This window comes from Pseudomonas sp. FP2300, from assembly GCF_030687595.1.
Taxonomy (GTDB): Bacteria; Pseudomonadota; Gammaproteobacteria; order Pseudomonadales; family Pseudomonadaceae; genus Aquipseudomonas; species Aquipseudomonas bijieensis.
On sequence record NZ_CP117440.1, the window covers coordinates 5,803,105 to 5,829,490 of the forward strand.

A 26,386-nucleotide genomic window follows, 5' to 3' on the forward strand; every position below is an offset into this window, starting at 1 on the left:
CTAAGCTTTAAACGTTGTGCCAATCTGTAATGGTGGAGCCAAGCGGGATCGAACCGCTGACCTCCTGCGTGCAAGGCAGGCGCTCTCCCAGCTGAGCTATGGCCCCGTATCTTTACCGGGGACACCATGAAATTGGTGGGTCTGGGCAGATTCGAACTGCCGACCTCACCCTTATCAGGGGTGCGCTCTAACCAACTGAGCTACAGACCCAATCGTCTTCTTCAATGAATCAAGCAATTCGTGTGGGAGCTCATGGAGCAGCTGAGTCGTCGATTAAGGAGGTGATCCAGCCGCAGGTTCCCCTACGGCTACCTTGTTACGACTTCACCCCAGTCATGAATCACACCGTGGTAACCGTCCCCCCGAAGGTTAGACTAGCTACTTCTGGTGCAACCCACTCCCATGGTGTGACGGGCGGTGTGTACAAGGCCCGGGAACGTATTCACCGCGACATTCTGATTCGCGATTACTAGCGATTCCGACTTCACGCAGTCGAGTTGCAGACTGCGATCCGGACTACGATCGGTTTTGTGGGATTAGCTCCACCTCGCGGCTTGGCAACCCTCTGTACCGACCATTGTAGCACGTGTGTAGCCCAGGCCGTAAGGGCCATGATGACTTGACGTCATCCCCACCTTCCTCCGGTTTGTCACCGGCAGTCTCCTTAGAGTGCCCACCATAACGTGCTGGTAACTAAGGACAAGGGTTGCGCTCGTTACGGGACTTAACCCAACATCTCACGACACGAGCTGACGACAGCCATGCAGCACCTGTCTCAATGCTCCCGAAGGCACCAATCCATCTCTGGAAAGTTCATTGGATGTCAAGGCCTGGTAAGGTTCTTCGCGTTGCTTCGAATTAAACCACATGCTCCACCGCTTGTGCGGGCCCCCGTCAATTCATTTGAGTTTTAACCTTGCGGCCGTACTCCCCAGGCGGTCAACTTAATGCGTTAGCTGCGCCACTAAGAGCTCAAGGCTCCCAACGGCTAGTTGACATCGTTTACGGCGTGGACTACCAGGGTATCTAATCCTGTTTGCTCCCCACGCTTTCGCACCTCAGTGTCAGTATCAGTCCAGGTGGTCGCCTTCGCCACTGGTGTTCCTTCCTATATCTACGCATTTCACCGCTACACAGGAAATTCCACCACCCTCTACCATACTCTAGCTCGACAGTTTTGAATGCAGTTCCCAGGTTGAGCCCGGGGCTTTCACATCCAACTTAACGAACCACCTACGCGCGCTTTACGCCCAGTAATTCCGATTAACGCTTGCACCCTCTGTATTACCGCGGCTGCTGGCACAGAGTTAGCCGGTGCTTATTCTGTCGGTAACGTCAAAACACTAACGTATTAGGTTAATGCCCTTCCTCCCAACTTAAAGTGCTTTACAATCCGAAGACCTTCTTCACACACGCGGCATGGCTGGATCAGGCTTTCGCCCATTGTCCAATATTCCCCACTGCTGCCTCCCGTAGGAGTCTGGACCGTGTCTCAGTTCCAGTGTGACTGATCATCCTCTCAGACCAGTTACGGATCGTCGCCTTGGTGAGCCATTACCTCACCAACTAGCTAATCCGACCTAGGCTCATCTGATAGCGCAAGGCCCGAAGGTCCCCTGCTTTCTCCCGTAGGACGTATGCGGTATTAGCGTCCGTTTCCGAGCGTTATCCCCCACTACCAGGCAGATTCCTAGGCATTACTCACCCGTCCGCCGCTCTCAAGAGGTGCAAGCACCTCTCTACCGCTCGACTTGCATGTGTTAGGCCTGCCGCCAGCGTTCAATCTGAGCCATGATCAAACTCTTCAGTTCAAACATCTTTGGGTTTTGAGAAAACCCTAAACTTGGCTCAGCAATCGTTGGTTACATCTTTGATTTCTCGCGGAGTAACTTGTGATGCTGATAATCTGTTGACTAGCAGTCTGACTCCACAAGCACCCACACGAATTGCTTGATTCAGTTGTTAAAGAGCGGTTGGTTAAGAGCTTTCGTCTCAACCGAGGCGCGCATTCTACAGCGCCCGGTGTATCTGTCAAGCGGTTATTTTCAGAAGTTTTCAAAGTTTCCTTTTCAACTTCAACCACTTGCGCTTCCGATCTCTCGTTAGCGGGAGGCGAATTCTACAGCGTTACTCGCTGCTGTCAACACCTCTTTTTCACCGCTTTCGACCGAGAAGATCGAACCGCTGACAAGACCAAACCCACACTGCCTTATCAGCTACTTCCTGGCTTCGATAACCTGAAGCCCGACCCCTTCGAAACCCACTTAACTCATTGAATCTCAAGGAGTTTTCCGTTTCGACTGCGCCGGAAGTGGGGCGAATTATAGACGTCCAGAATTTGCCGTCAACCCTTAATTACGCTTTTGTTGCGGAAGGAACTTTCCTGCCCAGCAAACGCGGGATCCGGCGCATCACCGGCGGCACCCTCAGCAGCAACAGTACGCCACCTATAAAGGCGTATATCGCCCACTCCTTCAGATCCGCCCGCACGATCCACAGCATATGCAGCAACCCAAGCCCCAGGATCAGATAAACCAGGCGATGCAATTTCTTCCAGCGCACACCAAGCCGTCGCTGACTGTAGCGATTGGATGTGACCGCCAGCGCCAACAAACCGAGGAACCCGAGCGCCCCGACGATAATGTAAGGCCGCTTGCTCAACTCCACGCCCAACTGCGACCAGTCGAACCCCAATATGAACGCCGCATACCCACTCAAATGCAACACCACATAAGCAAAGCACCACAACCCCAACTGCCGCCGGACGGCGATCCACCCCGCCCACCCCGTCAGTTTCTGCAGCGGTGTCATGCTCAAGGTGATCAGCAACAGAATCAGCGTCCCCAACCCGAGCCGATCCACCAGGACTTTGCCCGGGTCAGGACCCAGCGCGTTCATCAAGGCCTCGTAAAGCCAGAACAACGGCCAGACCGCCGCCGCGATGAAGACGCCAATTCGCCAGACAGGAAAACGCATCAGTAGTCCTTCCTCAGGTCCATCCCCGCATATAAAGAAGCGACTTCATCCTGATAGCCGTTGAACATCAACGTATCGCGGACATTGGGGCTGAACAGCCCACTGGGCAGACGGCGTTCATGTGCCTGGGTCCAACGCGGGTGATCGACTGTCGGATTGACGTTGGCATAGAAGCCGTACTCATCAGACGCAATGCTTTGCCAAGTCGTCTTCGGCTGCTCACTCACCAGACTGATCCGCACAATCGACTTCACACTTTTGAAACCGTACTTCCACGGCACCACCAACCGCAACGGCGCGCCGTTCTGGTTCGGCAACTCCCGCCCGTACATCCCCACCGCCAGGATGGCCAGCGAGTTCATCGCCTCATCCAATCGCAAGCCTTCGACATACGGCCAGTCGATCAAAGCGAAACCTGAACGCTGCCCGGGCATGGTCTTGGGATCCTGCAGGGTTTCGAAGCGGATATATTTGGCCCTGGAGGTCGGCTCGACCTGCTTGAGCAATGCAGAGATGGGAAAGCCGATCCACGGAATGACCATCGACCAAGCCTCGACACAGCGCAATCGATAAATACGCTCTTCCAGTTGATAAGGCTTCATGAAGTCTTCCAACCCATAGCGTCCCGGCTTGCCCACTTCCCCGTCCACTACCACGCTCCAGGGCTCGGTCTTCAAGGATCCGGCATTGGCTGCCGGATCCCCCTTGTCGGTCCCGAACTCATAGAAGTTGTTGTAATGAGTCGCGTCCTTGAACGGTGTAATGGGCTCATTCTTGACCGTGACCGCCCCCCATTGGGTAGACGGTAGTTTCTCGACAAACCAGGACGGAGCCTTGCCGGGCTCGACATCGGCGTAACGCGCCGCATCGGCCGCGCCGGCCCATCGCGGCAAGCTGCTCACGGCGAGACCCGCCATGGTGGCCCCCAGAACTTGACGACGGGATAGATAGAGGGATTCGGGCGTGACATCCGATTCACGGCAGTCGGACGACTTGGGGATCTTGATCAGCATGACAACTCCGCAGTATTGGAGGGCAGATGCACCAATAGACTGCGGAGTATGGGGGAAATTACATTAAGGCAACGTTTAGCGTCGACGAAGACGCAGCAAGTACTGCACCGGGCCGGAAGCGGCATAGGCAAGGAACACCAGCAGCAGGATACGCGGCGGGTCACTGAACACCACGGCAAATACCAGCACCACCGCCAGAATCGCAACGAACGGCACACGGCCCTTCAGATCCAACTCCTTGAAGCTGTTGTACTTGATGTTGCTGACCATCAGCATCCCGGCCGCCGCAACCAGCAACGCCACCAGGAACGACATCTTCGAACCCTGGATGCCGTAGTCGCTGAATGCCCAGACGACACCGGCCACGACACCGGCCGCAGCCGGACTGGCCAGGCCAATGAAGTAGCGCTTGTCAGCCTTGCCTACTTGCGTGTTGAAACGCGCCAGGCGCAACGCCGCACCTGCCACGTAGATAAAGGCGACCATCCAGCCGACCTTGCCCATGTCCCCCAGCGCCCAGCCAAATGCCAGCAAGGCGGGAGCCACGCCAAAAGCGACCATGTCGGACAGCGAATCGTACTCGGCGCCGAACGCGCTCTGGGTATTGGTCATGCGGGCGACACGCCCGTCCAGGCCATCGAGCACCATGGCGACGAAGATCGCGATGGCGGCGAACGCGAAGTAGCGGCTCGCCCCTGCGCTATCGCCGGCGCTCAAGGCGGCCTGGGCACTCATGGAGCTGATGATGGAATAGAAGCCGGCGAACAGGTTCGCGGTGGTGAACAGGTTCGGCAGCAGATAGATGCCACGATGCCGGACCTTACGGCCTTCAGCGTCATGGCCTTCTTCGATGTGCTCATCGATGGGCAACAGGCTTTCGGCGTCAGGAGCCTGGTTTGGCTCGTCGGGACGTTCGCTCATGGACAATACCTTGCAACGGTGTGAAAAAATTCGACAGATGTCTGGGTCGACGGTTCGGCCGCAAACGATGCAGCTTTATACCAGAAGCCACCGCCCAAACGAAAAAACGCGGCCAAGGCCGCGTTTTTCGATCAAGCTCGCGACTTAGTTCTTGGTTTTGTCGACGATCTTGTTGGCGCTGATCCACGGCATCATCGAGCGCAGTTGCTCGCCGATGATTTCGATGCCATGGGCGGCGTTATTGCGACGCTTGGCGGTCATCGAAGGATAGCCGGTGGCGCCTTCGCTGATGAACATCTTGGCGTATTCGCCGTCCTGAATACGTTTCAGGGCGTTGCGCATGGCCTGGCGGGACTCGGCGTTGATGACTTCCGGGCCAGTCACGTACTCGCCGTACTCGGCGTTGTTGGAGATCGAGTAGTTCATGTTGGCGATGCCGCCTTCGTACATGAGGTCAACGATCAGCTTCAGTTCGTGCAGGCATTCGAAGTAGGCCATTTCTGGCGCGTAGCCAGCTTCAACCAGGGTTTCGAAACCGGCCTTGACCAGCTCGACGGTACCGCCACACAGAACGGCTTGCTCGCCGAACAGGTCGGTTTCGGTTTCGTCCTTGAAGGTGGTTTCGATGATGCCGGTACGACCGCCACCCACGCCAGCGGCGTAGGACAGGGCCACGTTCTTGGCGTTGCCGGACGCATCCTGATAGATCGCGATCAGGTCAGGGATACCGCCGCCCTTCACGAACTCGGAACGCACGGTGTGGCCCGGGGCCTTCGGCGCGATCATGATCACGTCGAGGTCGGAACGCGGAACAACCTGGTTGTAGTGGATCGAGAAGCCGTGGGAGAAGGCCAAGGTCGCGCCTTTCTTGATGTTCGGCTCGATTTCGTTCTTGTACAACGCGCCCTGGAACTCGTCCGGGGTCAGGATCATCACCAGGTCGGCGGCGGCAACGGCAGAAGCCACGTCAGCGACTTTCAGGCCATGGGCCTCAGCCTTGGCAACGGTGGCCGAGCCTTTACGCAAGCCGACGGTCACGTCAACGCCAGAGTCCTTCAGGTTGCACGCCTGGGCGTGACCTTGGGAACCGTAGCCGATGATGGCGACTTTCTTGCCCTGGATGATCGACAGGTCGCAGTCTTTATCGTAGAAAACTTTCATGAAATTCCCCTATATCCGGCCGTTCAGGCCATTCGCTAATTTGGTTTAGATGCTCAGTACTTTGTCGCCACGGGCAATCCCGGTGACGCCACTGCGTACGGTTTCCAGAATCGAGGCAGTACCGATCGATTGAATGAAGCTGTCGAGCTTGTCGCTGGTACCGGTCAACTGAACGGTATAGACGCTGGCGCTGACATCGACGATCTGCCCACGATAAATATCGGTAGTACGTTTGATCTCGGCGCGCTGGGCGCCGGTGGCCTTGACCTTGACCAGCATCAGCTCACGCTCGATGTGAGCGCTTTCCGACAGGTCCACCAGCTTGACCACCTCGATCAGCTTGTTCAGGTTCTTGGTGATCTGCTCGATGATTTCATCGTGCCCTACGGTGGTCAGCGTCAGACGCGACAGGGTCGGGTCTTCGGTTGGCGCCACGGTCAGGCTTTCGATGTTGTAGTTACGCTGCGAGAACAGGCCTACAACACGAGACAGCGCACCCGGTTCGTTTTCCAGAAGCAAGGAAATAATATGTCGCATGATTAGGTACGCTCCGTCTTGCTCAGCCACATATCGCGCATGGAGCCGTCTTTGATCTGCATCGGGTAGACGTGCTCGCTGGTGTCGACCGCAATATCGATCACCACCAGGCGATCCTTCATGGCGAACGCCTCCTCCATCTTCGACTTCAAATCCTTCGATTCGGTGATGCGCACGCCAACGTGACCATAGGCCTCCGCCAGCTTGACGAAATCAGGCAGCGATTCCATGTAGGAGTGCGAGTGACGGCTGCCGTAGCTCATGTCCTGCCACTGGCGAACCATGCCCAACACACCGTTGTTCAGGATCACGATCTTCACCGGCAAGCCGTATTGCAGGCAGGTGGACAGTTCCTGGATGTTCATCTGGATACTGCCCTCGCCGGTGACGCAGGCGACGTCGGCATCCGGAAAGCTCAACTTGATGCCCATGGCCGCCGGGAAACCGAAGCCCATGGTGCCCAGGCCGCCGGAGTTGATCCAGCGATTGGGTTTGTCGAACTTGTAGTACTGCGCGGCGAACATCTGGTGCTGGCCCACGTCGGAGGTCACAAAGGCATCGCCCTTGGTCACTTCGCACAGGGTTTCGATCACGGTCTGCGGCTTGATCACACTGCCGTCGCCCTTGTCGTAAGGGAACAGGCCACGATCGCCGCGCCATTCATCGACCTGCTTCCACCAGCTGGCCACGGAATCCTTGTTCGGAACCTCGCCGATTTCCTTGAGAATGGCGACCATTTCAGTCAGCACACTCTCTACCGGACCGACAATCGGCACGTCTGCCTTGATGGTCTTGGAGATGGAAGCCGGGTCGATGTCGATGTGGATGATCTTGGCATTCGGGCAGAATTTCGCCGCGCCGTTGATGACACGGTCATCGAAACGCGCGCCGACCGCCAGGATCACATCGGCGTGGTGCATCGCCAGGTTGGCGGTGTAGCTGCCGTGCATGCCGAGCATACCGATGAACTGACGGTCGCTGCCCGGGAACGCGCCCAGGCCCATCAGTGTATTGGTGACCGGCAGGTTGAGCATTTTCGCCAGCTCGGTCAGCGGCGCGGAGCCACCGCCGAGGATCACACCACCACCGGAGTACAGCACAGGGCGCTTGGCCGCCAGCAGCATTTCGGCTGCCTTGCGGATTTGCCCGGAGTGACCACGGACCGCGGGGCTGTAGGAACGCAGCTTGGCTTTTTTCGGGAAGATGTATTCGAACTTCTCGGCCGGGTTGGTCATGTCTTTCGGGACATCGACCACGACCGGGCCCGGACGACCGGATTCAGCCAGGTAGAAAGCTTTCTTCATGACCTCCGGGATTTCCGACGCGTGCTTGATCATGAAGCTGTGCTTCACGATCGGCCGGGAGATGCCGATCATGTCGGTTTCCTGGAACGCATCGGTGCCGACCATGGTGCTAGGCACCTGGCCGGAGATGATCACCATCGGGATGGAGTCCATGTACGCGGTGGCGATACCGGTGATGGCGTTCGTGGCGCCTGGACCGGAAGTCACCAATACCACGCCGGCCTTGCCGGTAGCACGGGCATAACCATCAGCCATATGGGTGGCCGCCTGCTCGTGACGAACCAGGATGTGGGTCACTTCCGGTTCTTTGAACAGGGCATCATAGACATGAAGAAGAGCACCACCGGGGTACCCGTAGATATATTTGACGCCTTCGTCACGCAAAAAGCGGACGAGCATCTCACCGCCAGATAAAAGCTCCACGTTGTTCACCTCTAAAACGCCAGAATACCGACCCACAAAGAGGGGACGGGTCTTAATAGGTTTACTTCTCGGCAGAGCATGAGCGACGGTGGTCGCCGACTACGTCAGCACTGACTGAGCAAGTATTGGGATCGTCCCAAGTGTTGCGGGCCTTTCCCACCCAGCGCGAGGTAACGCGTTGCGGGTGTAACAGGTCGGCGCGGATGTGCGCCTCATGATCTGCCGAGTGGGTCTGCTTCTGGCAGTCCCTCTACAGCGGACTTTGGATTCTTCTGTTTCGCCTTCTGCAAGTCAAGTCGTCAATGTGCTTTATTCGAAGTAAGCGCATGAGAACGCAAGAAAAAACCTTTAAACGGCAACTGTGTTAGCTTCAATTGCGCAACCCATGACAAGGAAACAGCATGCGAATGATCTTCCTGACGGCCAGCCTGCTGGTTGGCCTGAGCCCGATGTGCATGGCCGGCCAGGTCTACAAATGGGTAGACGCCCAGGGCGTTACCCACTTCGGCGCCCAGCCGCCCGAAGGCACCGAGGCCACCACCGTGATCAAGTCCTCACCGTCCGTCACCAAACCGCCAGCGCCGCCTTCCGGTGGGCCCATTGGTGACCAGAAAGCGATCGATAAAGAGGTCAAGAAACAGATTGCCGAGCAGGAAGCCCAGCTCAAGGCATTTTGCGAACAGGCCAGGACCAACCTGGCGCAGTTGCAAAACAACCCGAGGGTTCGCGAGGACGTAGAGGGGGAAATGCGCCGCCTCACTGACGAAGAGCGGCGCCAGCGCATTGATGAAACCAGCAAGCAGATCGAGGAGCACTGCCAGTAACGTCGGTCAGCCGACGTTACTGATCATCTGATCGAACTGCGCCAACAGCCGCTGCAGCGCCACGCCCTGCCCTGGCCGCTGGGCATAGACCATTTCAGCCATGGCCAGGATGCCCGAGGCGTTGGGCAGCGGCAGGTCATTTTCCAGGATGGTTTTCATCCGCGGCAGGAAAATCCATTGCAGCCATTGCTCGAAGTCCAGGGTGTCGACCGCAAACGGCTCGACACTGGCCAACGCTTGCGCCGAAGGCGAAACGTCGCTCCACCAGCCCTGGACACGCAGTTCCCGCTCGATCAGCAACAACTGATCGGCGATCTGGGGAAAACGCGTATCCATCAGAGCGAAACCTTGGCCTTCTGACGGGCCAACGCCGCGCCAGCGGAATCGCCTTGTTTCTCACGAGCCTGGGCGATCAATTCCCACAAGCTGGCCTGAAGCGCCGGACGACCGCTGGAGAATGTCAGGCCACGCCGGGCCAGTTGTTCGGCTTGCGGCGCATCGCCCTGGGCCATGCGCACCTGGGCCAGGCGATACAGAACCTGGGGTTCGCGCGGCGCCACACGCTGGGCACGTTCCAGGCTGGAGGAGGCACCGTTGAGGTCACCTCCGGCCTGTTGCTGTTGCGCCGTGGTCAGCAAGGCCAACACCGGGCCGTCCAGTTGCTCATCGGCGGACAACCCACCGGCGCCCGCCGACGGAATGCTGCTCGGCGTCGAAGGCATGCTGTAGCTGCCCTGATCGATCGGCGAAGTCTCGATAGGGCCCGGGGTAATCGGGCCCGGCGTGATCGGCGTGCTGCTGATCGGTGCCGAGGTCGTCGCGCCACCACCGGGCACCATCACGACGACACCGGTGTCGCCCTGGGGAATTGCCTGGACCTGGCCCTGCGCCGGCCGCTTCACCGTCGTTTGCCGGAAACCGCCGTTGGCCGAGACCCGCTCACTGTTGGAAACAGCGGTGCCGGAGTCTACGACCGGAATCGAACCGCGCTGTACGGTAGAGCAACCACTGAGCAAAGCCACGGCCGTTACCGCTGGAATCAACCACTTGTTCACTTGAAACCCTCTTTGCTTAATTCATCCAGTCCTTGACCCAATCCATCACCGATTCGGCGGGATTCGTGCCGCCACAGGCAGCACCGGGTGGCGGCTCGCTGCCGCGAATATACGGCATCTGCACGGCGCCCGGGCAATTGGCATCTGAGCCTTGTCCCGTGCGCGAATCGACCCAGGCCTGAACGATATTGTCCGGTTGTGGCATGTCCAGCGGCAACGGGTCGGCCTTGCGCATGAAACTGGTCCAGACCTGCAACGCACCGGTGGCACCGGTGAATGGGGTCTTGCCGTTGTCATCCCGGCCGAGCCAGACCACCGCCAGCAGATCCTGGCTGAAGCCGGCGAACCAACTGTCGCGCGAATCGTTACTGGTGCCGGTCTTGCCCGCCAGGTTCAAGGTCCGGGGCAACACGTTATAGACCGAACTGCCGGTCCCTTCGCGCATGACCCGCTGCATGGCGCTCTGGATCAGATAAATGGAGGCCGGATCGAAACGCTGCTGGATCTGGAACGGATAACGCTTGAGCGGCTCGCCATCGGCGGTCAGCACGCTGCGGATCCCGCGCATCGGCGTATTGAAACCGCCGTTGGCCAGCGTCTGGTACATGGCCGCCACCTCGATCGGCGTAAGGCCGCCAGCCCCCAACAGCATCGATGGGAACGCCGGGAACTCGCGACTCACCCCCAGGCGCGCCAGGGTCTTGAGTACGTTCGGCACGCCGACCTCCAACCCGAGGCGAGCCGTCGACAGGTTGTAGGAATGCGCCAGGCCCTGGTACAGGAACACCGTGCCGTGGGAACGACGATCATAGTTCTGCGGTTTCCAGACCTGGCCATCAGCGCCCTTGACCGAGAACGTCTCGTCCGACAGCCAACTGGTCAGCGTGTACTGGCTCGGTTTTTCCAGGGCGGTGAGGTAAACCGCCGGCTTGATCAGCGAGCCAATCGGGCGCACCGCGTCCAGGGCCCGGTTGAAACCGGCGAAACTGGCCTGGCGACTACCAATCATGGCCTGCACTTCGCCGGTTTCCGGGTTGGTCACCACCATGGCTGCTTCGACTTCGTCAGCGCCCTTGCGCCCGCCCAGCCGCTTGAAGGTGTCTTCGACCGAGGCTTCGGCCTTCATCTGCAGGATCGGGTCGAAACTGGTGAAGATGCGCAGGCCTTCTTCGGTCAAGTCTTCGTCGCGATAGTCTTCGCGCAACTGACGCTTGACCAGGTCCATGAAGCCGGGGAAGGAACTGTCCGCCAGGCTGCCACGCTTGGTCACGCCCAATGGCATCTTTTTCGCCGCTTCGACTTGCTCGGCGGTCGCCACGCCTTGCTGTTGCAGCAGGTCGAGCACCAGGTTGCGCCGCTCGAGGGCACGCTCCGGATTACGCCGCGGGTTGTAGGAAGACGGCCCCTTGACCATGCCCACCAGCAACGCTACCTGGTGCAGCTTGAGCTCGGACAGTGGCTGGCTGAAGAAGAACTGGCTGGCAAGGCCGAAACCGTGCACCGCTCGTTGACCGTCCTGGCCGATAAATACCTCGTTGAGGTAGGCCTCCAGGATCTCCTGCTTGTCGTAATGCAGCTCCAGCAACAGCGCCATCATGGCTTCGGTGAGCTTGCGGGTCAGGCTGCGCTCGTTGGTCAGATAGAAGTTCTTGACCAACTGTTGGGTCAGGGTACTGCCGCCCTGGCGCATATGACCCGAGGACGTGTTGACCCAGACGGCCCGGGCAATCGACTTGGGCGAGACGCCGAAGTGATGATAGAAGTCGCGGTCTTCGACGGCGATCAGCGTATCGAGCAGGAACGGCGGCACCTGGTCGATCTTGATCAGGATCCGGTCTTCGAGGTTCTTGGGGTACAAGCCACCAATGAGCAGCGGTTCGAGGCGCACCACCGACAGGCTCGCATTGTTGGCGCCGGTCAGTGCAGCGACATAATCGCCGGAAAAACGCACCCGCACCGGTTGCGCCTGCTCCATGCCTTCATAGAACTGGAAGCCACGGGTGTTGAGATCGATGGTATTGCCATTGACCGAGGCCGCACCCGGGCCATTGGCCACGCTTTCACGGCGATACCCCAAGGCATCGAGCTCGGTCAGGAAATCATCCTTGCTCAGTTTTTGTCCGACGAACAGCTCCAACGGCCGGGCATAGACCTTGGCCGGAATGGTCCAGCGCTTGCCGGAGAATTTCTCCTGGACCACGGCATCGAGGTAGACCGCAAAACCGGCGAGCACGACGAGGCCCACGAGGCTGAGTTTAAGGGCCCAGCCCAGCCAGGGCCGCAGGCGGCTGGCGGGTGGTTTCTTGGGGGTACGGGGGGATCGGGTACGAGTCATGGCGGCGGATTATACGCACTTTGCCGCGGTTCAACATGAGCCCGACGAGGTTTGCGTTAACGTCGCTTACGGCCATAATGACGGCCTTGAATTTTCCAGTCTCTGAAGGACCGCCCGTGAGCCAATCCCTGATCGCTGCCCTGCAAAACCCGGCCCTCTACCCGCATCCCGTCGAAGGGTTCCAGGTCATCGAGACCCACATTTCCTGGGTATTGCTCACCGGGCCCTACGCCTACAAATTCAAGAAGCCGGTCAACTTCGGTTTCCTCGACTTCACCAGCCTCGAGGCGCGCAAACATTTCTGTGGCGAGGAGTTGCGCCTGAACCAGCGCCTGACCCAGGACCTGTACCTGGACGTCCTGCCGATTACCGGCAGCGCCGAAGCGCCGCAACTGGGTGGCGACGGCCCAGCCATCGAATACGCCCTGAAAATGCGCCAGTTCCCCCAAAGCCAACTGCTCAGCACGCTGCAAGCCAACGGCGAACTGACCACCACGCACATCGATGAGATGGCCGCGCAAATCGCCCGGTTCCACCTCTCCACGCCCAAGGTACCCGCCGAGAACGACGCCGGCACCCCGCAAAGCGTGATGGCTCCGGTGCTGCAGAACTTCGAACAGATCCGCCCATTCCTCAACGACAAGGCCGACCTGCTGCAACTCGAAGCGCTGCAAGCCTGGGCCGAGACCAGTTTCGAACGCCTCAAGCCGTTGTTCACCCAACGCAAGGCCGAAGGTTTCATCCGCGAATGCCACGGCGATATCCACCTGGGCAACGCCACCGTGATCGACGGCAAGGTGGTGATCTTCGACTGCATCGAGTTCAACGAACCGTTCCGCTTCACCGACGTCTACGCCGACACCGCGTTCCTGGCGATGGACCTGGAGGACCGCGGCCTCAAGTCGCTGGCGCGGCGCTTCGTCAGCCAGTACCTGGAACTGACCGGTGACTACCAGGGCCTGGAGTTGCTGAACTTCTATAAAGCCTATCGCGCCCTTGTCCGGGCAAAAGTCGCGCTGTTCAGCATGCCCGCCGAAGCCGATCCGGTGCAGCGCGCCACCACCCTGCGCCAGTACCGCAACTACGCCAACCTGGCCGAAAGCTACAGCACCATTCCGTCGCGCTTCCTGGCTATTACCCACGGTGTTTCGGCCGTCGGCAAAAGCCATGTCGCGATGCGTCTGGTAGAGGCGCTGGGCGCCATTCGCCTGCGTTCGGATGTAGAGCGCAAGCGCCTGTTCGGCCAGCAACAGGTGCCCAACGCCCCACAGGCCGGCATTTATAACAACGACGCCAGCAACGCCACCTACGCCCGCCTGCATGAAATCGCCGCGGTGATCCTGCGCGCCGGCTTCCCGGTGGTGATCGATGCCACTTACCTCAAGCACGATCAGCGCGACGCCGCGGCGAAAATCGCCGAGGCCACCGGCGCCCCGTTCCTGATCCTCGACTGCGACGCACCGCAAGCGGTCATCGAAAGCCGGCTGGCCCAGCGCCAGGCCGACCAGAACGACCCTTCCGATGCGAACCTGGCGGTCATTGCTGCCCAACAGTCCAGCCGTGAAGCCCTTACTCCGGCGGAAATCCTCTGCAGCAAACGAGTCCAAACCAATGAAAGCGGCACGCTCGACGTCGTGGTCGCGCAAATCCGCCAGCGCCTGCCCGGCCTGTAGGTAACTATTTGGGCCGTGAAGCGATGCCCGGCTTCACGGCCACCAAATAGTGGCACTATACTGGCGTCATAAAACCAACAGGTGATATGAAATGAGCCTTCCCAAGCTTCTCAATACCCCGCTTTATGCCTTGCTGCGCAAAGACGATATCGCCGGGTTCAACAGCGAACGCCCACAAGGTCCGGTCGACATGCGCGGCGGCGACTTTCGAGGCCTCGATCTGCGGGAACTGAACGCGGATGACGTTGACTTCAGCGACGCCTACTTTCGCTCCGCCGATTTGCGAGGCATCGATTTTCGCAAGTCGTCACTGGAAGGTGCGAGCCTGGCCCATGCGCAAATATCCGGCGCCTACTTCCCGCCCGAACTGTCTGCGGACGAGATCCTGATGTCGATGAACTTCGGCACCCGCCTGCGCTATCGCACCCGCTGATACGGTGGAAACCGGGTAAGCCGACATGCGGCGAACCCACCACAGTCCGAACTGAGCTCCAGCGCCCCCGCCCGCGCTGGACGATGCACCGTGCCGCACGCTCCCCCTATCGTGCGTAATGCATTAGAAGCTTTTGCATCGAATCCCACCAAAGAATCACGCTTTTCCTACTGACCGCTACACTGCTCAGAAGCTTGCCCAATGCACCAGTCGGCCGTCGCAAGGAGGCTCGATGAATGATGAACTGCAACACCTGAAGAATCTGGGCAAGACATCAGCCCAGTGGCTGCACGCCGTCGGCATTCACAGCGCCTCGGATTTACGCCGGCTTGGTGCGGTGGACGCTTATCGGGCCGTGCGCACGCGCGGCTTCCGGGCATCCAAGGTGTTGCTGTACGCCATCGAAGGCGCATTGATGGATGTGCACTGGAACGACATCCCCGCCGAACGCAAGGAAGCCCTGAACAAGCAGCTGGACGCCATTTCGACGCGTAATAAAGCCTGACTGCCTCTTGTTTTGTCGAATGGCGCCATAACCGACCAGGTTATTTCCGCGAATCGAAAAACAATGTTTGACATGGTAATGAGAATCGCTATGATTACCACATCCGGTCGCGAGACTGGTCGATATTTGAACAGCCCTTGGTTCGGACTCTCAGATATCTCCTCATCAGGCTAATCACGGTTATTTGACCCGGCTTTTGCCGGGTCTTTTTTTGCCTGTAGAAAAATCACCTGTAGAAGATCATTTTCCGGCGTGTTCACGCATCTGCGCGCAGTAATCCTGTGGTGGCATGGCCGGCGTGTACCACACGTAATCCGCCATGGCCGATGTTACGTCACTGCCCTCCTCGGCCAGCATCAGGACGATCGGTGCCTCGCTGGCACCAAGATCCACTGCATGCAGCGGCACACCGACATCCTTTCGAGCATGCCAGGCACCGGCGAACAACAATGCCGGTGTCGGCGCTTGCAGCAGGCGTTCGGCCATGCGGCGGTCACGCTGTTGCTGCACAGCCAGCATCGCTGGCATTTGCGACTCCGGCAGCAAACCGCAGTGGGATTCACGGATCTGCCCCAACAACTCCTCCTTGACTGTGGCCGCATTGGAGCGAGCGCCCATCAAGGTGGGTGGGTTTCGATAGAAACGCTGGATCTCGGCGGCGTCCAGATTGGCGGCCAGCAACGGATAACGTTGCGCCAGGGCAAACTCGACCACGGGCCCGTACAGGCTCCAATCCCAGCCGGGCGACCAGGCCAGCGCCTCGGGCAGGTCCGTTGGCAAGGCGGGTAACTGGCGGACCGAATCGACGCGTGGCTGTTGGGAGGGGGTGAGCATTTCCAGCAACAGGCTGCCCTGGGCCCGCTGCCCGGCCAAAGCCTGGAGCAGCCATACCTGCAGTGCATGGTGATCGCGATTGTCGTGCCGTTCTCCCATCACCACCCGAGGCGCCTTTGCCAGGCGTTCGATCAACGCCTGGGGCGTCACGGCCTGGCCATTGTGCAAATCACGGATTCGTCCGCCAAGCGGGGGCGGTGCGATGCTCTGGCACGCCGTCAGTACACTCAATGCCAGAATCAGGAGCAGGCGCACGTCGGTATCCTCAAGGGTGCCCTCAACGGGCAATGATCAATGGATGCCCGCGCTCCGGATGGTCTTGCACCAACACGTCCAGGCCAAACACCGCCTTGAGCGGTTCCGGGCGCAGCACATGCCGGGGCGAGTCCAGGGCCACTGGGCGACCGGACGCGAGCAGCAACAGACGATCACAGTAACGCGCCGCCAGGTTCAGGTCATGCAGGATCACCAGCACGGCGGCGCCGCGACTGGCGAACTCACGCACCGCCTGGAGGATGGTGTGCTGATGCAGCGGGTCGAGCATCGAGGTCGGCTCGTCCAGCAACAGGGTTTGCCCTGCCTCACCCGGCCACAACTGCGTCAATACCCGCGCCAGATGTACCCGCTGGCGCTCGCCACCGGACAACGCCAGGTAACTGCGACCGTGCAGATGTGCAGCATCTGCCGCTTGCAGCGCCTCGGCGACGATTTGCTCGTCACGCAGCCGACCACTCTGGTGCGGCAGGCGCCCCATGCCGACGACTTCCTCGACACGGAAGGCAAAATCCAGGGTCGAGGACTGCGGCAATACCGCCAGGCGACGGGCACGCTCGGCACCGTGCCACTGGGCCAGTGGCCGGTCATCGAGCCAGACCTGCCCCTGGGCCGGGCGCAACTCGCCGCACAGGCCCGCCAGCAAGGTACTTTTGCCCGCACCGTTGGGCCCGAGCACACCGAGCACTTCGCCGGGGTTGAGCAGCAGATCGATGTCCGCCAGCACGGTTTTCCGGCCACGCTGAATGTGCAGGTTCTGCGCTCGCAGCATCAGGCGCGCCCTCGCACCAATAGATAAAGGAAGAACGGTGCCCCGATGAAGGCCGTGACAATGCCGATCGGCAATTCCGCAGGGGCCAGTGCCAGGCGCGCCACCAGATCGGCGAACAGCAACAGGCTGGCACCCGCCAACACAGAGGCGGGCAACAACACACGGTGGTCAGGGCCGGCCACCAGTCGCACCAGATGTGGCACCACCAGCCCAACAAAACCGATCATGCCCGCCGCCGCCACCGCCGCGCCAACCCCCATCGCCGTACAAAACACCAGTTCACGCTTGAGGCCTTCGACGTCGACGCCCAAATGGGCCGCTTCGGACTCCCCCAGCAACAGCGCATTGAGCGCCCGGGCCCGCCGAGGCAACCAGAGCGCCACACCAAAGCTGACCAGCAACAGCGGCCACAACCTCGCATAGCTGGCGCCGTTGAGACTGCCCAGGTTCCAGAACGTCAGGGTGCGCAGGGTCGCGTCGTCCGCCAGGTAGGTGAACAGGCCGACGGCCGAACCGGACAGTGCGGTCAGGGCAATACCGGCCAGGAGCATGGTCGCGACATGGGTCTGGCCATTACGTCGCCCCAGACGATAGACCAGCGCCGTAACGCCAAGCCCACCGAGGAATGCACACAATGACAACACGTAGGGGCCAAAGGCTTCGGGCAACCCACCCAACGCCGAGCCACCGACAATGGCGAACGCGGCGCCCAGTGCCGCACCGCTGGAAACGCCCACCAGCCCCGGGTCGGCCAATGGGTTGCGAAACAGCCCCTGCATCGCCACACCGGACAATGCCAACACCCCGCCCACCGCCAACCCCAGCAAGGTACGCGGCAAACGGATCTGGCCGAGGATCAGTTCGGCCTGCTCCAGACCATCGGCAGCCACCGGCAAACCCAGCAGGCGCGCGGCGGCGCGCAAGGTGTCGAGCAGCGGCAAGCTCACCGGCCCCAGGGCCAGGGACAACCAGGTCGCCAGCAGACACAACAGGCTCAGGCCGATGAACAAGGTGCGAGGTTTGACCAACGAAGTCATGGCGCCGTGGCCGACACAGCCGGATAGAACCCTGCCGTCAGTTTCTCCAAGCTTTGTGGCAACCGTGGACCCAGCCCACCCACCAATAGCGTCGGGTCCAGCTCCATGACGCGCCCATCCCTGGCGGCTCGGGTCGAGGACAGAATCGGGTTTTCCTTGAACAGCGCCGCGCGCGCTTCTTCGCCGCTCAAGGCACGGTCGGCAAAGACCAGCACTTCAGGATTCAGGCCGGCCAGGCTCTCCACGGAAAAAGACTTGTAGCCACCGTGGGTCGCCAGGTTGCGGCCCCCGGCCTGCTGCAACAGCCAGTCAGCGACGGTGTCCTTGCCGGCCACCATTAACTTGCCGCCGGAACTTCCCACCAGCAGCAACACGCCGGGAGCCTTTTGCTTGAGCTGGACTTCGCGCACCCGGGCAGCTTGCCGGTCCAACTGCTGGTGATAACCTTGAAACAACTGCGCGGCCTGGGCTTCACTCCCCAGCAACTGCCCTAAATGACGTAAATTGCCTTGGAGGGTAGGCAGATCAGGCGTGGCCGAGAACAGTTCGACCTGCACGCCTGCGTTGCGAATCTGAGCCAGCACCGGCGGCGGCCCCATTTCTTCGGTGCCCACCAGGATCTGCGGACGCAGGCTCAGCACCCCCTCCGCCGACAGCTGTCGTTGATAGCCGATACTGGGCAGGGCCCGCAAGGATTCGGGATGCTGGCTGGTGGTGTCCACGCCCACCAGCTTCGACTCGCCCCCCAACGCACTGACCCACTCCGACAACGCGCCACCGGCGCTGACCCAACGTTGCGGCAATTCGTCCGCGCGGGCCCCCTGGTTGATCAACAGTGCGACACAGAGCGCAACAAAGCGGATGTTCAGGCGCATCAGGCAGCGTCCTCAAAGAAGTTTTTCGCAGGAGCGGGCATGGCCAAGTATCCTCCCCCATCTGCGAAGGATGGCGCCATTTGATAATTGTTTTCATTTGACCGTCAAGCATAGACATCTGTGGCATGAACCTCTGTGGGAGCGAGCCTGCTCGCTCCCACAGGGGACTTTTCAACACAAATATAGAGATACCCATGAAGTTTCTTTGTACCGCCGCCGAAGTGCCCGACAACGGCAGTCGCGGTTTCGATCTGGATGGGCGCAAGGTGCTGGCCGTGCGGCGCTCCGGCCAGGTGTATGCCTATCTCAACCGCTGCCCGCACCGTGGCGTGCCGCTGGAATGGCAACCCGACCAGTTCCTCGACCCCAGCGCCAGCCTGATCCAGTGCGCCACTCACGGCGCGCTGTTCCTGATCGAAAGCGGTGAATGCGTGGCCGGGCCCTGCGCCGGCCAGTTCCTGGCGGCCCTAGACAGCCGGGAGGACGAGCATGGCATCTGGGTCCAGCTCTAGCGGCTCGAGCAACACCGGCAACGCGCGGTCGACCCACATCTGCTCGGGCGTCAGCGTGACCCCATAGGCCAGCACCTCCACACCCGCCGCCACCGCGTCACGCAGGGCGGCGGCGTACACCGGGTCGATTTCCTGTGCCGGGCGCACCGCTTCGATACCGCTCAGGTTCACACAATACAGTTGCACCGCCCGCGCGCCTTCCAGGGCCAGGCAGGCGAGTTCGCGCAGATGCTTGGCTCCGCGCAGGGTCACCGCATCGGGAAATGCCGCCACGTTGGTGCCATCGAAACCCAGCGTGACGCTTTTGACTTCGACCCAGGCCGAACTGTTTTCGTAGTCCAGCCGAAAATCGATACGGCTGTTTTCCTGACCGTAGGCCACTTCACGCTTGAGCCCGGTAAACCCGTTCAATTCGCTGATGACCCCGGCGCGCAGGGCTTCTTCGATCAAGGCATTGGCCCGCGCCGTATTGATGCAGGCCAGCCGCCCCTGAGGCGTTTCGCCGACTTCCCATGTACCGGGCAGCTTGCGCTTGGGATCACTGGAACGACTGAACCAGACGCGCGCGCCTTCAGCCATGCAATTGAGCATCGAGCCGGTGTTCGGGCAGTGAATGGTGAGCAGTTCGCCGTGAACGGTCTCGATATCCGCAAGAAAACGCTTGTAACGCCGAATCAAGCGACCTTCTTCCAACGCAGGAGAAAAATGCATCAGCCTTGCCAACTCCGTAGTCCACGTTCGATTCGCGCCACCGCTTCCTGGAGCCGCGGCAGGCTCTGGGTGTAGGCGAAACGCACATGGTGGCCGGCCTGATGGCGGCCGAAATCCAACCCCGGCGTGAAGGCCACGTGTTCGGTTTCCAGGAAGTGCTGGCAGAACGCAAAGGCATCGCCGCCGAACGCGCTGATGTCGGCATACAGGTAGAACGCCCCTTCCGGCTCCACCGCGATACCGAAGCCCAATTCACGCAAGGCCGGCAGTAGAAAGTCACGGCGCAGGGCGAACTCGGCCCGCCGCTGCTCGAAGATCTCGATGGTCGCGGGTTCGAAACAGGCCAGGGCGGCGTACTGGGCCATGCTCGGCGCACTGATGTAGAGATTCTGCGCGAGCTTTTCCAGCTCGCCGACGGCCGCCGACGGGGCCACCAGCCAGCCAAGCCGCCAACCGGTCATGCCGAAATACTTGGAGAAACTGTTGAGGACAAAGGCCTCGTCGTCGACTTCCAGCACGCTGGCGGCATCGGTGCCGTAGGTCAGGCCGTGATAGATCTCGTCCACCACCAGATGACCGTTGTGGCCCTTGATGGCCTTGGACAACCCCGCCAGTTCGTCCCGAGTGAGAATCGTCCCGGTCGGGTTGGCCGGCGAGGCCACCAACGCACCGACGCTGTCCTGATCCCAATGCCGGTTCACCAGGTCCGGCGTCAATTGGTAACGCACCTCCGGCCCCACGGGCACCAATTGCGCCGCACCTTCGACCAGGCGCAGGAAATGACGGTTGCACGGATAACCGGGGTCGGCCAGCAGCCAATGCTTGCCAGGGTCCACCAGCAAGGCGCTGGCCAGCAACAACGCGCCGGATCCGCCTGGGGTCACGAGGATGCGTCGCGGATCAATCTCCACCCCATAGCGCTGATCGTAGAAACCGGCGATGGCCTCGCGCAGCTCGGGAATGCCGCGGGCCGCGGTGTAGCGGGTCTTGCCCGCCGCCAGCGCAGCCTGACCGGCCTGGATGATCGGCTCGGCGGTGGTGAAGTCCGGCTCGCCTATCTCCAGGTGGATGACGTCATGCCCGGCGGCCTGCAGCTCGTTGGCACGGGCCAGCAGCGCCATCACATGGAAAGGTTCGATGGCGCGGCTGCGCGCACTGTAGGGCTGAGCCATTGGCCTTCCTTCAGGAAAAAAAGAACCGATTCTACCCAACTCTCCCGCCAAGTCAGAAACAACTGCGGGAACGAGCGCGAACCGAAAGCGGTCTGAGGCCGTGAATTGCAGGAAATGACTCCCGCGATTGGCCCAGGCTTGACTAGAATCAAGCATTGAGCAGGTTTACATCCCCACCGAAGCGAACCCAGCCACGTTCTACAGACCCCGGCCGCCGCAGGCTCGACAACCGGGAGTAGCGCGGCCCGATTTGATCTGGTAAGTTCGCCCGCTTGCAGCCGCAGGGCCGGCAGGTGTCGGTGATGGAGCAATCCTGCGTAGTGGATTACAAGAGTAGAGGCGGTCCATTCATGCCCACCCAAGCAAAGCAAAACCCAAATAACACGCTCAGCGGGTTTGAGCCTTACGTCCCGCAAGCTGGCGAAGAGTACATGGGCGCCCCCATGCGCGCGCACTTCACCAAGATCCTGAACAAGTGGAAACAGGACTTGATGCAGGAAGTCGACCGCACCGTGGATCACATGAAAGACGAAGCGGCCAACTTCCCGGACCCGGCCGACCGTGCCAGTCAGGAAGAGGAGTTCAGCCTCGAACTGCGCGCCCGTGATCGCGAACGCAAGCTCATCAAGAAAATCGACAAAACCCTGCAACTGATCGAAGACGAAGAATACGGTTGGTGCGAGTCCTGCGGCATCGAGATCGGCATTCGCCGCCTGGAAGCCCGCCCGACCGCCGACCTGTGCATCGACTGCAAGACCCTGGCGGAAATCAAGGAAAAACAGGTCGGCAAGTAATCGCCGGGGCTGTGACAAAAACGGAGCGTTCATACGCTCCGTTTTTTGTTTCCGGCACCTGACCACCATCCTGAACCTTGCGACATCCTGTGGGAGCGGGCTTGCTCGCTCCCACAAATGCGCTTCTGCCAGATCCAAGCTAGTAATATTTCCCTATGACTATCACCCCCTACATCGGCCGCTTCGCCCCCACCCCCAGCGGCCACTTGCATTTCGGCTCGCTGGTCGCCGCCCTGGCGTCGTACCTGGATGCCCGGGCCGTGGGCGGGCGCTGGCTGCTGCGCATGGAGGACCTCGACCCACCCCGGGAGGAACCGGGCGCACAAGCGGCGATTCTCAAGGCGCTGGAAAGCTACGGGTTTGAGTGGGACGGCGAAATGGTCCGCCAGAGCGAGCGCCATGCTGCCTATGACCAGGTCATCAACCGGCTGTTCAGCCAGGGCCTGGCCTACGCCTGCACCTGCTCGCGCAAACAACTGGAGCCGTACCAGGGCATTTATCCGGGCCTGTGCCGCAACGCCGGGCATGACACCGAGGACGCCGCCATCCGCCTGCGCGTCCCCGAACTTGAATATCACTTTACCGACCGGGTCCAGGGCGAGTTCCGCCAGCACCTGGGCCGTGAGGTCGGCGATTTCGTGATCCGCCGCCGCGACGGGCTCTACGCCTATCAACTGGCCGTGGTCCTCGACGACGCCTGGCAGGGGGTAACCGATATCGTGCGCGGTGCCGACCTGTTGGACTCCACGCCACGCCAACTCTACCTGCAAGAATTGCTCGGATTGCCACAACCGCGTTACCTGCACGTGCCGTTGATCACCCAGCCCGACGGGCACAAGCTGGGCAAATCCTATCGTTCACCGCCCCTGGCGGCCGACCAGGCCACACCGCTGCTGTTACGGGCGTTGCGCGCGCTGGGCCAGCAACCGGGCCTCGAACTGGTCGATGCCAGCCCACGGGAACTGCTGGCTTGGGGCATTCGCCACTGGGACGCGGGCAAGATCCCGCGCACACTGAGCCTGCCCGAAGCGCAAATACGTTGACGGCCCTTGCAGCTTGGCGCCCATCCGTTACCATCGCCGCACGTTTTCGGGCACGCGCATAAATTAGAGAGGCCGGGATGTATATCTATCGCTTGGTCCTGCTCCTGGTAGTGGGGATTTATCTGTTCTCCCCGGCCATCATGGATTGGTGGATCGATGCCACGGGTGCCTGGTATCGGCCTTACCTGCTCTGGCTGATCCTGATTGTCGTGACCTTCATCCTGCAGAGCCAAAAAGATGCCGATGAGCTTTAGCCTGACCCAGATGATCCTGATCAGCGCCGCCTACCTGGCCGTGCTGTTCGGTGTCGCCTGGATCAGCGAACGAGGCATGATCCCCCGGGCGATCATCCGCCACCCGCTGACCTACACCCTGTCGCTGGGTGTCTATGCCAGCGCATGGGCGTTCTATGGCACGGTCGGGCTGGCCTACCAGTACGGCTATGGTTTCCTCTCCAGTTACCTCGGTGTATCGGGCGCGTTCCTGCTGGCGCCGGTGTTGCTCTACCCGATCCTGAAAATCACCCGCACCTACCAACTGTCGTCGCTGGCCGACCTGTTCGCCTTTCGTTTTCGCAGCACCTGGGCCGGTGCGCTGACCACGATCTTCATGCTGGTCGGGGTGTTGCCGCTGCTGGCCCTGCAAATCCAGGCCGTGGCCGACTCCATCAGCATCCTGACCCGCGAGCCAGTACAGCACCGGGTGGCGTTGAGCTTCTGTGCGCTGATCATCCTGTTCACGATTTTCTTCGGCTCCCGGCACATTGCCACGCGGGAAAAGCACGAAGGCCTGGTGTTCGCCATCGCCTTCGAGTCGGTGATCAAGCTGATCGCCATTGGCGGCGTCGGGCTCTATGCCTTGTACGGCGTGTTCGATGGCCCGCAGCAGCTTGAGTTGTGGCTGCTGCAGAACCAGACCGCCCTCGCCGCCCTGCACACGCCCTTGCAGGAAGGGCCGTGGCGCACGCTGTTGCTGGTGTTCTTCGCATCGGCCATCGTGATGCCGCACATGTACCACATGACCTTTACCGAAAACCTCAACCCGCGCTCGCTGGTGAGCGCGAGCTGGGGCTTGCCGCTGTTCCTGCTGCTGATGAGCCTGGCGGTACCGCTGATCCTCTGGGCCGGCTTGAAACTGGGCGCCAGCACCAATCCGGAGTACTTCACCCTCGGCATCGGCATCGCCGCCAACAGCAAGGCCCTGGCGCTGCTGGCCTACGTTGGCGGCCTCTCGGCGGCCAGCGGCCTGATCATCGTCACCACGCTGGCCCTGTCGGGCATGGCTCTCAACCACCTGGTGCTGCCGCTCTACCAGCCACCGGCCGAAGGCAATATCTATCGCTGGCTGAAATGGACGCGTCGGGCGCTGATCGTCGCGATCATCATGGCCGGCTATGGCTTCTACCTGATGCTGGGTGACGGACAGGACCTGGCCAACCTGGGCATCGTCGCCTTCGTCGCTACCTTGCAGTTCCTGCCAGGCGTGTTGTCGGTGCTGTATTGGCCAACCGCCAACCGCCGCGGGTTCATCGCCGGCCTGTTGGCCGGGATCCTGGTGTGGCTGGTGGCGATGCTGTTGCCACTGATGGGCAACCTGCAGGGCTTCTATATTCCGCTGTTGAATATGATCTACGTGCTCGACGACACCAGTTGGCATATGGCGGCCATCGCCTCCCTGGCGGCGAACGTGCTGATGTTCACCCTGATCTCACTGTTCACCAACGCCAGCAGCGAAGAGGCCAGCGCCGCCGAAGCCTGTGCGGTGGACAACGTCCGCCGCCCGCAGCGACGCGAGCTGCACGCCGCCTCGCCCCAGGAATTCGCCACGCAACTGGCCAAACCCCTGGGCGCCAAGGCCGCGCAAAAGGAAGTCGAACAGGCCCTGCGCGACCTCTACCTGCCCTTCGATGAACGCCGCCCGTATGCCTTGCGTCGCCTGCGGGACCGGATCGAAGCCAACCTGTCCGGCCTGATGGGCCCCAGCGTGGCCCAGGACATGGTCGAGACGTTCCTGCCCTACAAGGCCGGCGGCGAAAACTATGTCACCGAAGACATCCACTTCATCGAAAGCCGCCTCGAGGATTACCACTCGCGGCTCACGGGCCTGGCCGCCGAACTGGACGCCTTGCGCCGTTACCACCGCCAGACCTTGCAGGAACTGCCGATGGGCGTGTGCTCCCTGGCCAAGGACCAGGAAATCCTGATGTGGAACAAAGCCATGGAAGAACTGACCGGGATCGCCGCCCAACGCGTGGTCGGTTCGCGCCTGAGCACCTTGGGTGAACCGTGGAAAGGCTTGCTGCAAGGCTTCATCGACCTGCCGGACGAGCACTTGCACAAACAGCACCTGGCCCTCGACGGCCAGACCCGTTGGCTGAACCTGCACAAGGCGGCCATCGACGAGCCGTTGGCACCCGGTAACAGCGGCCTGGTGCTGCTGGTGGAAGACCTCACCGACACGCAGATGCTTGAAGACAAGCTGGTGCATTCCGAACGGCTGGCAAGCATCGGCCGGCTGGCCGCCGGGGTGGCCCACGAGATCGGCAACCCGATCACCGGCATCGCCTGCCTGGCGCAGAACCTGCGCGAAGAGCGCGAGGACGACGGCGAGCTGACGGAAATCAGCGGCCAGATCCTCGAACAGACCAAGCGCGTGTCGCGTATCGTCCAGTCGCTGATGAGCTTCGCCCATGCCGGCGGTCACCAGCACAATGACGAGCCCGTCTGTCTGGCCGAAGTGGCCCAGGATGCCATTGGTCTGCTGGCGCTGAACCGGCGCAATTTCGAAGTGCAATTCTTCAACCTGTGCGACCCGGAACATTGGGTCGATGGCGACCCCCAGCGGCTCGCCCAGGTGTTGATCAACCTGCTATCCAACGCGCGGGACGCCTCACCGGCCGGCAGCGCGGTGCGGGTCAAGAGCGAAGCCTTCGAACACACGGTCGACCTGATCGTCGAAGACGAAGGCAGCGGAATCCCACAGAACATCATGGACCGATTGTTCGAACCCTTCTTCACCACCAAGGATCCTGGCGAAGGCACCGGTCTGGGCCTCGCACTGGTCTATTCCATCGTTGAAGAGCATTATGGACAAATCACCATCGACAGCCCGGCCGATGTACAAAGCCAACGCGGCACCCGTATCCGGGTGACCTTGCCGCGTCATGTCGAAGCGACGTCCGCTGTGAACTGAGACCGTCGAGA

24 protein-coding genes, 2 tRNA genes and 1 rRNA gene are annotated in these 26,386 nt (G+C 60.8%); 9 read left to right on the forward strand and 18 right to left on the reverse strand.

Annotation, left to right across the window (positions count from 1 at the left end):
- Positions 1 to 30: 30 nt before the first annotated feature.
- From PSH86_RS25775 to PSH86_RS25815, 9 genes are all read right to left on the reverse strand, one after another.
- Positions 31 to 106 (reverse strand) — tRNA-Ala (locus tag PSH86_RS25775).
- Between the two features lie 27 nt (positions 107 to 133).
- A tRNA-Ile gene (locus PSH86_RS25780) sits at positions 134 to 210 on the reverse strand.
- A 64-nt stretch (positions 211 to 274) separates the two neighbouring features.
- Positions 275 to 1,811: ribosomal RNA gene (locus PSH86_RS25785) — 16S ribosomal RNA — on the reverse strand.
- Positions 1,812 to 2,355: 544 nt separating this feature from the next.
- Positions 2,356 to 2,976 (reverse strand): protein-methionine-sulfoxide reductase heme-binding subunit MsrQ, encoded by a 621-nt coding sequence (gene msrQ, locus PSH86_RS25790; RefSeq protein ID WP_109756333.1) that lies wholly within the window; start codon positions 2,974 to 2,976, stop codon positions 2,356 to 2,358.
- A complete protein-coding gene (gene msrP, locus PSH86_RS25795) occupies positions 2,976 to 3,989 on the reverse strand; it encodes a protein-methionine-sulfoxide reductase catalytic subunit MsrP (RefSeq protein ID WP_305485808.1) in 1,014 nt (337 codons plus the stop codon). Before msrP ends, msrQ begins: the two co-directional genes overlap by 1 nt.
- A 75-nt stretch (positions 3,990 to 4,064) precedes the next feature.
- Positions 4,065 to 4,910: a CDP-diacylglycerol--serine O-phosphatidyltransferase gene (gene pssA, locus PSH86_RS25800; RefSeq protein WP_053125264.1), complete on the reverse strand. Its 846-nt coding sequence runs from the start codon at positions 4,908 to 4,910 to the stop codon at positions 4,065 to 4,067.
- Between the two features lie 144 nt (positions 4,911 to 5,054).
- Positions 5,055 to 6,071, reverse strand: a complete 1,017-nt coding sequence (gene ilvC / locus PSH86_RS25805; RefSeq protein WP_109756335.1) for a ketol-acid reductoisomerase — start codon at positions 6,069 to 6,071, stop codon at positions 5,055 to 5,057.
- A 45-nt stretch (positions 6,072 to 6,116) separates the two neighbouring features.
- A complete protein-coding gene (ilvN, locus tag PSH86_RS25810; RefSeq protein WP_003205610.1) occupies positions 6,117 to 6,608 on the reverse strand; it encodes an acetolactate synthase small subunit in 492 nt (163 codons plus the stop codon).
- A gap of 2 nt (positions 6,609 to 6,610) precedes the next feature.
- A complete protein-coding gene (locus tag PSH86_RS25815; protein ID WP_116834279.1) occupies positions 6,611 to 8,335 on the reverse strand; it encodes an acetolactate synthase 3 large subunit in 1,725 nt (574 codons plus the stop codon).
- A gap of 401 nt (positions 8,336 to 8,736) precedes the next feature.
- Here PSH86_RS25815 and PSH86_RS25820 point away from each other — a divergent pair, with 401 nt between their 5' ends.
- Positions 8,737 to 9,159 carry a DUF4124 domain-containing protein gene (locus PSH86_RS25820; protein ID WP_162893865.1) on the forward strand — a complete coding sequence of 141 codons (423 nt, stop codon included), beginning with the start codon at positions 8,737 to 8,739 and terminating at the stop codon, positions 9,157 to 9,159.
- 6 nt (positions 9,160 to 9,165) lie between these two features.
- Here the strand turns inward: PSH86_RS25820 and PSH86_RS25825 are convergent, their stop codons facing one another.
- From PSH86_RS25825 to mrcB, 3 genes are read right to left on the reverse strand one after another with little or no spacing between them, the layout of a single operon-like run.
- On the reverse strand, positions 9,166 to 9,495 hold the full coding sequence (locus tag PSH86_RS25825; RefSeq protein WP_116833458.1) for a YqcC family protein: 330 nt from the start codon (positions 9,493 to 9,495) through the stop codon (positions 9,166 to 9,168).
- Positions 9,495 to 10,214 (reverse strand): M48 family metallopeptidase, encoded by a 720-nt coding sequence (locus PSH86_RS25830; RefSeq protein WP_003205617.1) that lies wholly within the window; start codon positions 10,212 to 10,214, stop codon positions 9,495 to 9,497. Before PSH86_RS25830 ends, PSH86_RS25825 begins: the two co-directional genes overlap by 1 nt.
- 16 nt (positions 10,215 to 10,230) lie before the next feature.
- Entirely contained in the window at positions 10,231 to 12,549 is a 2,319-nt protein-coding gene (gene mrcB / locus PSH86_RS25835) for a penicillin-binding protein 1B (RefSeq protein WP_109756338.1), read from the reverse strand.
- Positions 12,550 to 12,665: 116 nt separating this feature from the next.
- On the opposite strand from mrcB, the gene PSH86_RS25840 reads away from it, so the two are divergent.
- From PSH86_RS25840 to PSH86_RS25850, 3 genes are all read left to right on the forward strand, one after another.
- Positions 12,666 to 14,222: a bifunctional aminoglycoside phosphotransferase/ATP-binding protein gene (locus PSH86_RS25840; RefSeq protein ID WP_109756339.1), complete on the forward strand. Its 1,557-nt coding sequence runs from the start codon at positions 12,666 to 12,668 to the stop codon at positions 14,220 to 14,222.
- Positions 14,223 to 14,313: 91 nt separating this feature from the next.
- Positions 14,314 to 14,655, forward strand: a complete 342-nt coding sequence (locus PSH86_RS25845; protein ID WP_063324353.1) for a pentapeptide repeat-containing protein — start codon at positions 14,314 to 14,316, stop codon at positions 14,653 to 14,655.
- 232 nt (positions 14,656 to 14,887) lie between these two features.
- Positions 14,888 to 15,160: a TfoX/Sxy family protein gene (locus PSH86_RS25850; protein WP_232201597.1), complete on the forward strand. Its 273-nt coding sequence runs from the start codon at positions 14,888 to 14,890 to the stop codon at positions 15,158 to 15,160.
- Positions 15,161 to 15,400: 240 nt separating this feature from the next.
- On the opposite strand, the gene PSH86_RS25855 is transcribed toward PSH86_RS25850, so the two are convergent.
- From PSH86_RS25855 to PSH86_RS25870, 4 genes are read right to left on the reverse strand one after another with little or no spacing between them, the layout of a single operon-like run.
- Complete coding sequence (locus tag PSH86_RS25855) at positions 15,401 to 16,249, reverse strand: ChaN family lipoprotein (RefSeq protein WP_305485823.1); 849 nt, start codon at positions 16,247 to 16,249, stop codon at positions 15,401 to 15,403.
- A 22-nt stretch (positions 16,250 to 16,271) separates the two neighbouring features.
- Positions 16,272 to 17,039 carry a heme ABC transporter ATP-binding protein gene (locus PSH86_RS25860; protein WP_305485826.1) on the reverse strand — a complete coding sequence of 256 codons (768 nt, stop codon included), beginning with the start codon at positions 17,037 to 17,039 and terminating at the stop codon, positions 16,272 to 16,274.
- Positions 17,039 to 18,022 (reverse strand): iron ABC transporter permease, encoded by a 984-nt coding sequence (locus PSH86_RS25865; protein ID WP_162893923.1) that lies wholly within the window; start codon positions 18,020 to 18,022, stop codon positions 17,039 to 17,041. The genes PSH86_RS25860 and PSH86_RS25865 overlap by 1 nt, the downstream gene beginning before the upstream one ends.
- Positions 18,023 to 18,072: 50 nt before the next feature.
- Positions 18,073 to 18,951: a hemin ABC transporter substrate-binding protein gene (locus PSH86_RS25870; RefSeq protein ID WP_305485829.1), complete on the reverse strand. Its 879-nt coding sequence runs from the start codon at positions 18,949 to 18,951 to the stop codon at positions 18,073 to 18,075.
- A 194-nt stretch (positions 18,952 to 19,145) separates the two neighbouring features.
- On the opposite strand from PSH86_RS25870, the gene PSH86_RS25875 reads away from it, so the two are divergent.
- A complete protein-coding gene (locus tag PSH86_RS25875) occupies positions 19,146 to 19,463 on the forward strand; it encodes a Rieske (2Fe-2S) protein (protein ID WP_109756344.1) in 318 nt (105 codons plus the stop codon).
- Here the strand turns inward: PSH86_RS25875 and sfsA are convergent.
- Both sfsA and PSH86_RS25885 read right to left on the reverse strand, forming a co-directional pair.
- Positions 19,419 to 20,174 (reverse strand): DNA/RNA nuclease SfsA, encoded by a 756-nt coding sequence (gene sfsA, locus PSH86_RS25880; RefSeq protein WP_305485833.1) that lies wholly within the window; start codon positions 20,172 to 20,174, stop codon positions 19,419 to 19,421. The genes PSH86_RS25875 and sfsA overlap by 45 nt on opposite strands.
- Positions 20,174 to 21,346: a pyridoxal phosphate-dependent aminotransferase gene (locus tag PSH86_RS25885; protein ID WP_109756346.1), complete on the reverse strand. Its 1,173-nt coding sequence runs from the start codon at positions 21,344 to 21,346 to the stop codon at positions 20,174 to 20,176. The genes sfsA and PSH86_RS25885 overlap by 1 nt, the downstream gene beginning before the upstream one ends.
- A gap of 350 nt (positions 21,347 to 21,696) precedes the next feature.
- Between PSH86_RS25885 and dksA the strand changes: the two genes are divergently transcribed.
- The 4 genes from dksA to PSH86_RS25905 all read left to right on the forward strand — a co-directional run bounded on the left by dksA (position 21,697) and on the right by PSH86_RS25905 (position 26,375).
- Entirely contained in the window at positions 21,697 to 22,140 is a 444-nt protein-coding gene (dksA, locus tag PSH86_RS25890) for an RNA polymerase-binding protein DksA (protein ID WP_109756347.1), read from the forward strand.
- Positions 22,141 to 22,295: 155 nt separating this feature from the next.
- Complete coding sequence (gene gluQRS, locus PSH86_RS25895; protein ID WP_305485840.1) at positions 22,296 to 23,183, forward strand: tRNA glutamyl-Q(34) synthetase GluQRS; 888 nt, start codon at positions 22,296 to 22,298, stop codon at positions 23,181 to 23,183.
- Positions 23,184 to 23,260: 77 nt separating this feature from the next.
- On the forward strand, positions 23,261 to 23,437 hold the full coding sequence (locus PSH86_RS25900; protein ID WP_003176118.1) for a hypothetical protein: 177 nt from the start codon (positions 23,261 to 23,263) through the stop codon (positions 23,435 to 23,437).
- Complete coding sequence (locus tag PSH86_RS25905; protein ID WP_163856611.1) at positions 23,421 to 26,375, forward strand: sensor histidine kinase; 2,955 nt, start codon at positions 23,421 to 23,423, stop codon at positions 26,373 to 26,375. Before PSH86_RS25900 ends, PSH86_RS25905 begins: the two co-directional genes overlap by 17 nt.
- The last annotated feature ends 11 nt before the right edge of the window (positions 26,376 to 26,386 follow it).